This window comes from Deinococcus terrestris (assembly GCF_009377345.1).
In the GTDB taxonomy this organism is placed as follows: domain Bacteria; phylum Deinococcota; class Deinococci; order Deinococcales; family Deinococcaceae; genus Deinococcus; species Deinococcus terrestris.
Genome location: NZ_WBSL01000011.1, coordinates 49,176 through 57,630 on the forward strand (window position 1 = coordinate 49,176; position 8,455 = coordinate 57,630).

Annotated in this window: 13 protein-coding genes; 12 read left to right on the forward strand and 1 reads right to left on the reverse strand. The window is 64.8% G+C overall.

Annotated elements, in window-relative coordinates; genetic code table 11:
* Positions 1 to 408: 408 nt before the first annotated feature.
* The 12 genes from F8S09_RS14780 to F8S09_RS14830 all read left to right on the forward strand — a co-directional run bounded on the left by F8S09_RS14780 (position 409) and on the right by F8S09_RS14830 (position 7,433).
* The gene (locus F8S09_RS14780) at positions 409 to 861 is read left to right on the forward strand and encodes an acyl-CoA thioesterase (protein WP_152872239.1); all 453 of its coding nucleotides are present in this window, start codon (positions 409 to 411) and stop codon (positions 859 to 861) included.
* Complete coding sequence (locus F8S09_RS14785) at positions 851 to 1,075, forward strand: hypothetical protein (protein WP_152872240.1); 225 nt, start codon at positions 851 to 853, stop codon at positions 1,073 to 1,075. The genes F8S09_RS14780 and F8S09_RS14785 overlap by 11 nt, the downstream gene beginning before the upstream one ends.
* 4 nt (positions 1,076 to 1,079) lie before the next feature.
* Positions 1,080 to 1,499, forward strand: a complete 420-nt coding sequence (locus tag F8S09_RS14790) for a ribonucleotide reductase stimulatory protein (protein WP_322618861.1) — start codon at positions 1,080 to 1,082, stop codon at positions 1,497 to 1,499.
* The gene (nrdE, locus tag F8S09_RS14795) at positions 1,478 to 3,565 is read left to right on the forward strand and encodes a class 1b ribonucleoside-diphosphate reductase subunit alpha (RefSeq protein WP_152872241.1); all 2,088 of its coding nucleotides are present in this window, start codon (positions 1,478 to 1,480) and stop codon (positions 3,563 to 3,565) included. Before F8S09_RS14790 ends, nrdE begins: the two co-directional genes overlap by 22 nt.
* A gap of 23 nt (positions 3,566 to 3,588) precedes the next feature.
* Positions 3,589 to 4,608, forward strand: coding sequence for a ribonucleotide-diphosphate reductase subunit beta (locus F8S09_RS14800; RefSeq protein WP_104992322.1), 1,020 nt, complete (start codon positions 3,589 to 3,591; stop codon positions 4,606 to 4,608).
* The gene (locus F8S09_RS14805) at positions 4,601 to 4,882 is read left to right on the forward strand and encodes a thioredoxin domain-containing protein (protein ID WP_104992398.1); all 282 of its coding nucleotides are present in this window, start codon (positions 4,601 to 4,603) and stop codon (positions 4,880 to 4,882) included. Before F8S09_RS14800 ends, F8S09_RS14805 begins: the two co-directional genes overlap by 8 nt.
* Before the next feature lie 67 nt (positions 4,883 to 4,949).
* Positions 4,950 to 5,147, forward strand: a complete 198-nt coding sequence (locus tag F8S09_RS14810; RefSeq protein ID WP_104992323.1) for a hypothetical protein — start codon at positions 4,950 to 4,952, stop codon at positions 5,145 to 5,147.
* A gap of 36 nt (positions 5,148 to 5,183) precedes the next feature.
* The gene (locus F8S09_RS14815; RefSeq protein ID WP_104992324.1) at positions 5,184 to 5,402 is read left to right on the forward strand and encodes a hypothetical protein; all 219 of its coding nucleotides are present in this window, start codon (positions 5,184 to 5,186) and stop codon (positions 5,400 to 5,402) included.
* Positions 5,403 to 5,518: 116 nt separating this feature from the next.
* Positions 5,519 to 5,665 carry a hypothetical protein gene (locus tag F8S09_RS17740; RefSeq protein WP_158680008.1) on the forward strand — a complete coding sequence of 49 codons (147 nt, stop codon included), beginning with the start codon at positions 5,519 to 5,521 and terminating at the stop codon, positions 5,663 to 5,665.
* Entirely contained in the window at positions 5,662 to 6,159 is a 498-nt protein-coding gene (locus F8S09_RS14820) for an FtsX-like permease family protein (RefSeq protein WP_194165374.1), read from the forward strand. The genes F8S09_RS17740 and F8S09_RS14820 overlap by 4 nt, the downstream gene beginning before the upstream one ends.
* A 61-nt stretch (positions 6,160 to 6,220) precedes the next feature.
* Positions 6,221 to 6,940, forward strand: a complete 720-nt coding sequence (locus F8S09_RS14825; protein ID WP_104992325.1) for an ABC transporter ATP-binding protein — start codon at positions 6,221 to 6,223, stop codon at positions 6,938 to 6,940.
* A 352-nt stretch (positions 6,941 to 7,292) separates the two neighbouring features.
* The gene (locus tag F8S09_RS14830) at positions 7,293 to 7,433 is read left to right on the forward strand and encodes a recombinase family protein (RefSeq protein WP_227978725.1); all 141 of its coding nucleotides are present in this window, start codon (positions 7,293 to 7,295) and stop codon (positions 7,431 to 7,433) included.
* 81 nt (positions 7,434 to 7,514) lie between these two features.
* On the opposite strand, the gene F8S09_RS14835 is transcribed toward F8S09_RS14830, so the two are convergent.
* Positions 7,515 to 8,339 carry an AfsR/SARP family transcriptional regulator gene (locus F8S09_RS14835; protein WP_152872242.1) on the reverse strand — a complete coding sequence of 275 codons (825 nt, stop codon included), beginning with the start codon at positions 8,337 to 8,339 and terminating at the stop codon, positions 7,515 to 7,517.
* Positions 8,340 to 8,455 lie beyond the last annotated feature (116 nt).

Sequence of the window (8,455 nt, forward strand, 5' to 3'; positions counted from 1 at the left end):
CCTGCGAGTGGTCCTTGCCATTGATTGGGGCCTCCGGGTGTCATGCTTCTCTTCCAAGTCAAGGTCTGGACCTCTTGATCCAGAGCGGTACAACATCTAGTATCCACTAGTGCTTTCACCTTGAAAGCCTCCGCAGGAACCGAGGGAAGTCCGGTCACGCCCCCAAGCCGTGAAATGGGGGTTCAGTCCGGCACAGTCGCGCTACGGTCACAGTCCGAACGCTCGCCTCGCGGAGAACGTCTTCTCGCGTGCCCCCGCGTCAGGGGCGTCAGGCGGATCCATGCTGCAAAGTTGACCTTGAACCTCACGTGCCCTGGGCGGGGTACGTCTTCTTTATTGGCATCTCTTGGCACCGGCCACCCGCCGGTGCTGCCGTCACCTTTTGCCGCTTTCACTGGAGCCGACCTGATGACCGAATTGCCTGGCAGCGTGAATGCCACTGCTATTCACCCGCTGGACCCGTCCCACTTCGCCCCGAGCGAGACCCGGATCACGCACGTCGTATTTCCGGGCACCACCAACCACCACGGCACCCTCTTTGGCGGAGAGGCACTGGCCTACATGGACAGCGCCGCCTTTATCGCGGCCACGCGCCACTGCCGCCGCAAGGTGGTGACCCGGCACCTGGGCGCGATGGAGTTCCGCCGCCCCATTCCGCAGGGCACCCTGGTCGAACTGATTGCCCGAGTCGTCGCCACCGGGCGCACCAGCATGACTGTGCGGGTGGACCTGTTGATCGAGCAGATGGACAGCCCCGCACGTGAGCTGGGCTGCACCGGCACCTTCGTTCTGGTGGCTCTGGGGGACGACGGACAGCCCACAGACGTTCCACCCTTGGAGGGCGCGACCGATGGCCGCTGACCACCCTTGGCCCCTGCTGCTGACCGGTGTGGCCCGTGGCCGGGGCGGCACAGCGATGATGCTCGAACTGCTGGCCGTGCTGCACGAACGGGACCTCCTGACTGAGGAGGACGTGCGGCGGGTGGTGAATGCGCTCGCCGCCGACATGCGGGCCTTCGACGCGGAACTCGGCCACCCCGCTTCGGCATTGCCCCCGGCACCCCTGAAAGGTTGACTCCGTGCAACTGGTCTTCGATTCCCTGACCGGGAATGTGCGCCGCTTGGCGGACCGGGTGGCCCGGCAGGTCGGCGGCGTCGAGGTGCTCGATCTCCGCCGGGACGCGCCCAGAGGCCACTTCCTGCTGCTGACGTACACCTTTCATCGGGGCGCGGTGCCTGACTCCACCCGCGCCTTTCTCGCCCGGCATCACCCACACCTACTGGGCGTGGTGGCCAGCGGCTCATACCACTGGGGCGAGCACTTCGCCCGCGCGGCGGAACTGATTGCCACGCAGTACCACGTGCCCGTCGTGGCGAAGGTGAACAAGAGCGGCACCGATGCCGACGTGATCCAGATTGCCCGGTGGGTGCTGACCCACCAGCACGCCCCCTCCCCACTCACGCTTACGGAGAACGTATGGACCCCTGGACCGAACTGAACAACAAGGTGCTGGCTGGCACCCAGATAGACACCCGGCACGACCTCGGCGCCTTGCAGGTCTTCTTTCAGGAGAAGGTCAACCCGAATACCGTCTTCTTCCACGACCTGAACGAGAAAATCCGCTACCTCACCGAGCATGGCATCTGGGACGCCAGCGTCTTCGAGCGGTACGCGCCGCAAGAGGTGCAGGCGGTCTTTGACCGCGCCTACAGCTACAAGTTCCGCTTCCGGGCCTTCATGGGTGCCTACAAGTTCTACAGCGAGTACGCTGGCATGACCCCCGACCGCACGAGGTGGCTGGAGCGCTACGAGGACCGCATGGCTGTCACGGCCCTGGCCCGCTCGGAGACTGTCGAGGACGCGCTGGAACTCGTGCACCATCTGGTGACCCAGACTTTCACTCCCGCCACCCCCACCCTGATGAACAGCGGCAAGGCGAACACGGGCCGCCTGGTGAGCTGTTTTCTCCTTCAGGACTGCACCGACAACCTGAATTCCATCACCAAGACGCTGTCCTTTGTGGCGGAACTCAGCAAGGGGGGCGGCGGCATCGGGGTGGACCTCAGCAACCTGCGAGCCCGCGGCGAGAGCCTGCGCGGGATTCAGAACGTCACCAAGGGCGTGATGGGCGTGGCGAAGATGCTCGACAACATGCTTCGGTACGCCGATCAGGCGGGGCAGCGGCCGGGGGCCGGGGCGATCTACCTCAGCGTCATGCACGCCGACTTTCTGGACACCCTGAACGCCAAGAAGATCGCCACCGACGAGGACGCCCGCCTCAAGACCCTCTCCGTCGGAGCCACCATTCCCGACGTCTTCATGGAAAAGGTTCGTGCGGGCGAAGACATCTACCAGTTCTACCCCCACTCGCTGGCGCAGGAGACCGGACAGGACTTCACGGACATCGACTGGACGCGCGACTATCAGGCGCTCGCGGACAACCCGCGCGTCCGCAAGAAGCGCGTCTCGGCCCGGCGGGTGCTGGAGGACATCGCCCTCACCCAGGGGGAGAGCGGCTACCCCTACCTGCTGTTCGAGGGCAACGCCAACCGCGCCAATCCCATTCCGAACGTGGGCAGCATCAAGATGAGCAACCTCTGCTCGGAAATCCTCCAGCCCACCCTGCCCAGCACCTTTCATGCCTACGGTCAGGAGCACGAGGACCGGATCGGACTGGACGTGTCGTGCAACCTGGCCTCGCTGGTGATCGAGCAGGCCATGGACAGCCGTGACCTCGGGCGGGTGGTGCGCGCGGCGGTGCGGCTGCTGGACAACGTGGCACGCTCGACCAGCGTGCATGAAGTTCCCGCTGTGAAAAAAGCCAACGACGAGATGCGCTCGGTCGGCCTGGGGGCGATGGGCCTGCACTCCTTCCTGGCGAAAAGCGAGATCGTGTACGGCAGCCCCGAGGCGCTGGAGTTCGTGGACGTGTTCTTCGCTGCCGTCCACTACCATGCCCGCAAGGCGAGTATGGAGATTGCCCGCGACACCGGCTTCGTGTTCGAGGGATTCGGGGGCAGCCGCTATCAGAGCGGCGAGCACTTCGCGCAGTACCTGGAGCGCGATTTCCTGCCGCAAACGCCGGAGGTGACTGCACTGTTCGGGGGCCACACGTTGCCCACCCGTGAGGAGTGGCGACAGCTCGTTCAGGACATCCGGCAGCACGGCCTCGCCCACTCCTTCGTGATGGCGGTGGCCCCCACTGGGAGCATCAGCTACGTGTCGCACGCCAGCGCCAGCCTGATGCCGATCACCGAGAAGGTCGAGACCCGCACCAGCAACAAGGCCCGCACCATCTACCCCATGCCGCACCTCAGTGAAACCACCGAGTGGTACTACGAGGAGGCCTACGACATGGATCAACGCCGGGTGCTGGACACGGTGGCCGCCGCGCAGCGGCACGTGGACCAGGGCATCAGTTGCACGCTCTTCGTGCCGAGCACGGTCACCACCCGAATGCTGCAAAGCTATTACCTGTACGCCTACCGCCTGGGCCTCAAGACCCTGTACTACACCCGTCTGCGCAAGACGGGCGTGCAGGACTGCCTGAGCTGCGTGGTGTAGCCTCCCCGACTTCAAGGAAACCCATGTCCCAAATGCCCTTTTCCGCGACCAACTGGTCCGACCCCGAAGACCACTTTTCCGCGACCTTCTACGAGAAGTACACCTCTCAGCTCTGGTTCCCCGACGAGATTCCCCTGACGAACGACGCGCTGGTCTGGCAGAGCCTGAGCGACGACGAGCGCTGGACCTACATTCACGCCTCGGCGGGGCTGAACGCGCTGGACACCCTCCAGGGCGAGGTCGGAATGCCCACGCTGCGCGGGCTGGTAGGCGGCCACATCCGCAAGGCCACCCTGCAATTCCAAGGGATGATGGAGGACATTCACGCCCGCAGCTACAGCCTGATGAACAAGACCTTCCTGACGACCAGCCAGGAGCGCGAGGTGTTTGGGTGGGTGCGGACCCAGCCGCACCTGCAATTCAAGATCGGCTTCATCGGGGACGTGTTCGCCGATCCTGACGTGTCCCGGCTGGGCCTCTGGAAGAAGCTGGTGGTGTCATGCATGCTGGAAACGGCGCTCTTTTACAGCGGCTTTTTCTACCCCCTGTACCTGGCCGGGCAGGGCCGCATGGTGTCAGCGGGCGAGATCTTCAACCTGATTATCCTGGACGAGGCGCTGCACGGGGTGTATGTGGCCCTGCTGGCCCAGGAGCAGTTCGACGCCATGAACGGGGCTGAGCAGACTTACGCGAAAGCCTGGTACCGCCAGGCCCTGGACACGCTGTACCAGAACGAGCTGGCCTACACCGAGGTGCTGTACGCCCGTGTGAACCTCACGGACGAGGTGAAACGCTTTCTCCGTTACAATTTCAACGTGCTGGCCGACAACCTCGGCCTAGAGCACACCTTTCCTGACGAGGAGATTCATCCGGTGGTCCAGAACGGCATCCGGGCGCAGGGGACCACGCACGACTTCTTCAGCGCTAAGGGCAGCAGTTACGCCAAGATCGGCGTGGAACCCCTGACGGACGGGGATATCGCGGAACTGTGGGGAGGCGGCTTCCCCGGCCAGTCGGCCAGTGGGCGGGTGTCGCATGACTGACCCGCCCTTCGTCCTGCTGACCCAGGACCACTGCCCCACCTGTGAGCGCCTGGAGCGGATGCTGGCTGGCCCCCTGAAAGGGCAGTTCATAGGGCAGATCGAGGTCGTGCACCGCCAGCAGCACCCAGCGGAGTTCGAGGCGCTCGCTCGGGCACACGGCCTGCGCACCACGCCCGCGCTAATTCATCGGCCCAGCCGTGAAGTGATGACCGCCCCGGCCGGGCTGGGCGAAGTGCGCCGCTTTCTCGACGCGGGGACGAAGCCCATCCCGTGAGCGACCTCACTGTCCTGCTTGACCGCAGCGCGGCGCACACGGTGTGGCTCCCCTGAAAGCCGTGTAATTGCTGGACCCCGTAAGCGTCCAGCTCAAAGCCACCGGCTGGACCCTGCTGAACAGGAGTACGACGGGCAAGACCGTCACGAGCCTCTGGCGTTTCGCGGACCAGGACAAGAACGAGCTGACCGGCGTGCTGACCTTACAGGAGACCGCTCCCGGCCGGTACTCGGCCCAGCTCGCCAGCCTGGCGTTCAGGAACTGACGGTCATTCCCGTGACAGCGCGATGAAAGGCATGGAATGAGCGAACTGCTTTCAAGTTGGCCGGTCAACCTGCCCCGTCTGGGCACTGACCCGGTGGGGAAGTTTCTGGGGCTGTCGGGTCTCTCGCAACGGATCTACCTCACGGCCCTGCGGGAGGTGGAGGGCAGTGGCGCGGGGGAGCTTGGCGAGCTGCTAGACCAGTTGCGAACCGACGAACGAAGCCGCGAGCTGATCGCCCGGCTGGAGCACCCCTGAAGGTCCATGAAAGGAGATTTCATCCTCGTCATGGTCTACCCCGTCGGTCTCAAGGTCGATGAAGCAGGCGGCATGACTCCACGGGAAGCGGACACTGGAGTCTTTCTGCTCAAGGTGTGAACTCCAAGCTCCTGCTTCTGACCGCCGCCTTCGTGGGGAGTGCCAGCGCCGCTGCCCCGACCTCTATCAGTGACCGCACCTTCTCCCACACCTGCACCGGTGCCAAGAAGATCAGCGTCTGCTCCATACGGGGAGCACCGTGAATGCCGTCGCCCTGAAAACGGACGCGCCCACGGCCGACCGGCTCGCGCAGGTGAACGGGCTGGGTGTCCTGACCCGCGCCCAGACCCTCCAGGTCCTGCCCGGCTACAAGGAAGAGCAGGGCAGCCTGACGATGATCCAGGTCTTCCTGGTGGTCGTCGCCGCCTTTGTAATGGCCGTGTTCTTCTACGTCCTGACCCTGCAAAAGACGCCGCAGTTCGGCCTGTTGAGGGCCATCGGGGCCAGCACCCGCACCCTCGCGGGCAGCCTGGTCGCGCAGATGCTGCTGCTCACGACCCTGGCCGTCGCCCTGGCCGCGCTGATCACCCTGGGCCTCGTGACGCTGCTTCCGGCGGGGATTCCCTTCGCCCTTACGCCCTCCGTCCTGCTCGCCGCCTCGGCCCTCCTGATCGGTGTCGCCGCCCTCAGCAGCCTCTTGAGCCTCCGCAGCATCGCCCGGGTCGATCCCCTGATCGCCATCGGCACCGTCGCCTGACCCCCCCGGCCGGGAGACCCCCTCCCGGTCTGATCCTCTCGCCGCATTTCAGGAGCCTGACATGACTGCCACGTCCCAGCGCCCCCGCATCACCTCCGCGCCCCTTACCACGCCCGTCTTGTCTCTTTCCGAGGTCAGCAAGACCTACGGCGACGGCGAGGGCACCATCACCGCCCTGCACCCCGTCACGCTGGACGTGCGCCCCGGCGAGCTGGTCGCCGTGAATGGCCCCAGCGGCAGTGGCAAGAGCACCTTCCTGTCCATCGCAGGTGCGCTGCTGCGCCCCACCACCGGGCAGGTCAAGATCGCCGGGCAGGAGGTGACGGCGCTGCCTCAGGGGGCGCTGTCCGCCTTCCGCCTGGAACACCTCGGCTTCGTGCTGCAAAGCAGCAACCTGATTCCCTACCTGAACGTCCGCGAGCAACTCACCCTGGTGCCGCACCTCGCGGGGCTCCGTGGCCGCGACGTTCAGGCGCGGGCGGACGACCTGCTGGGGCTGCTGGGCCTCTCCGGGCGTGCCCGTCACCTCCCGGACGCGCTGAGCGGCGGGCAGCGGCAGCGGGTCGCCATCGCTCGCGCCCTGATGAACGACCCGCACCTGATCCTCGCGGACGAACCCACCGCCAGCCTGGACAGCGCCCGTGGCCGGGAGGTCGTCGAGTTGCTCGCCGGGCAGGTGCGTCAGCGGGGCAAGGCCGCCGTGATGGTCACGCACGACGAGCGGGTGCTGGACCTCTGCGACCGCGTGGTGAGCATCGTCGATGGGCGCCTGCGCGAGTAAAAGCACCCTACCTCTTGCGGGAACCTCACAGCAATCGCTCTTCCACGCCAACGCCTGCCACTGTGTAGTCAGGCGCTTTTCGATTCGGTCTTGGGAGTTGCACGGCGCGTGAGGACGCGAAACAGGATGAAGAAGAGACTGGGCACGCCGGTCAGCTCCAGGTGAAGAATGGCAGGTGGTGTTAATGAGGTCGCCGTCAGCGAACCTAACGTAGAGCCGCATGAGGCGGGCACAGTCAAGCCGCATTCCGACCTGCAGGTCAGCGTGTCCCAGTTGAACAGTCCTTCAAAGGGGACAGCTCACAGGCATGATGAGCACGAGCAAAAACAGCTCTCGATTCCGGGAGGTTCAAATGGGACAGCGCGCTGCTATCTACTGCCGGGTCTCCACGGGGGACCAATCCTGTGACCGCCAGGAACGGGGCCTGCGGGCGTTCGCCGAGCGCGGCGGGTACGAGATCATGGGCGTGTTCAAGGAGGCGGCCTCGCGGTAGCAATGGAACGGCGAACCGGCATAACGCTGTTTTTTCCGTCCAGCACGAAGTCTTGCTTCAAGCGGGATTGTTGTCAGCGTGTCAGTGTGACTGCTGGAGCTGCTGAGCCAGTGTGTCCAGCAGAGGTGGAATATGCCCGACCTCGCGGGCAAAGAGGGTCCGACTCTCCCAGTAGATCGCTCGCGCAGCACTGACACCGCTCACCTGCGCCGTCGCGCGAATCAGGAAGTCATGCAGCCCCTCGTCAAGCGGGTCGATCTCGATGAGTCTCTGGGCGAGCTTGACACACTTGGCGTAGTCGCCTGCGCTGTACCAGGCATCCATCGTTTCCAGACCGACCCGAACGATCCAGCGGCTCATGCGCTCACGCTCCGTTTCCACCCATTCGCTGTCCGAGTCCTGTAGGAAATTTCTAACATTGAGGTTAGCCGTCAGCATGACATCCCGCTCTGAACTCAGCAAGGCATCCCGCGCCTGCTGCCAGTCCCACGTCAGGTGTACCCCCTCGCAATGCACCCGGTACGTCTGGGTCGTGGGGTTGTAAGGCACGGAGAGTCCGGGCACCAGCCGCCTGAGTTCATGGCGCACCTGATGGATGTAGTTCTTGGAGCGTGCCGGGGGAACATCGCTGAAGACTTCCGTCTGCACCGTCGTCAGCGTGGTCTCCCTCTGCTGGAGCAGGAAGACGAGGACCTCGACGAACTTCTTCATCTGGAGCCGGACGCGTTGACCGTTGACGAGGATCGCCGGACTCCCCAGGGTTACCAGCGTGACCTCGGCGACTGGAATGGCCGGGCCTGGAGGCCCGCACAACACCCGCTCATATTCACGGACTGCCAGTGTGTCGAGGAGCTGGCGCGTGCGCGCCAGCCCACTCAGCTCAACAGTCAGGTGCGGTTGTGGCAAGTTGTTGGGGTAGGGTGACGCGGTGCACAGTGGTGAGAAGCTTCCCGGCTACCGATTCCCCCTCGCGGTCATCGGCTACGCTGTGTGGCTCTACCACCGCTTCACGCTGAGCTATC

What these genes read in the sequence shown, in the direction of transcription:
- F8S09_RS14780 (WP_152872239.1), top strand. Translation starts at nt 409, where the DNA reads ATGACCGAATTGCCTGGCAGCGTGAATGCCACTGCTATTCACCCGCTG.
- F8S09_RS14785 (WP_152872240.1), top strand. Translation starts at nt 851, where the DNA reads ATGGCCGCTGACCACCCTTGGCCCCTGCTGCTGACCGGTGTGGCCCGT.
- nrdE (WP_152872241.1), top strand. Translation starts at nt 1,478, where the DNA reads ATGGACCCCTGGACCGAACTGAACAACAAGGTGCTGGCTGGCACCCAG.
- F8S09_RS14800 (WP_104992322.1), top strand. Translation starts at nt 3,589, where the DNA reads ATGTCCCAAATGCCCTTTTCCGCGACCAACTGGTCCGACCCCGAAGAC.
- F8S09_RS14805 (WP_104992398.1), top strand. Translation starts at nt 4,601, where the DNA reads ATGACTGACCCGCCCTTCGTCCTGCTGACCCAGGACCACTGCCCCACC.
- F8S09_RS14815 (WP_104992324.1), top strand. Translation starts at nt 5,184, where the DNA reads ATGAGCGAACTGCTTTCAAGTTGGCCGGTCAACCTGCCCCGTCTGGGC.
- F8S09_RS14825 (WP_104992325.1), top strand. Translation starts at nt 6,221, where the DNA reads ATGACTGCCACGTCCCAGCGCCCCCGCATCACCTCCGCGCCCCTTACC.
- F8S09_RS14830 (WP_227978725.1), top strand. Translation starts at nt 7,293, where the DNA reads ATGGGACAGCGCGCTGCTATCTACTGCCGGGTCTCCACGGGGGACCAA.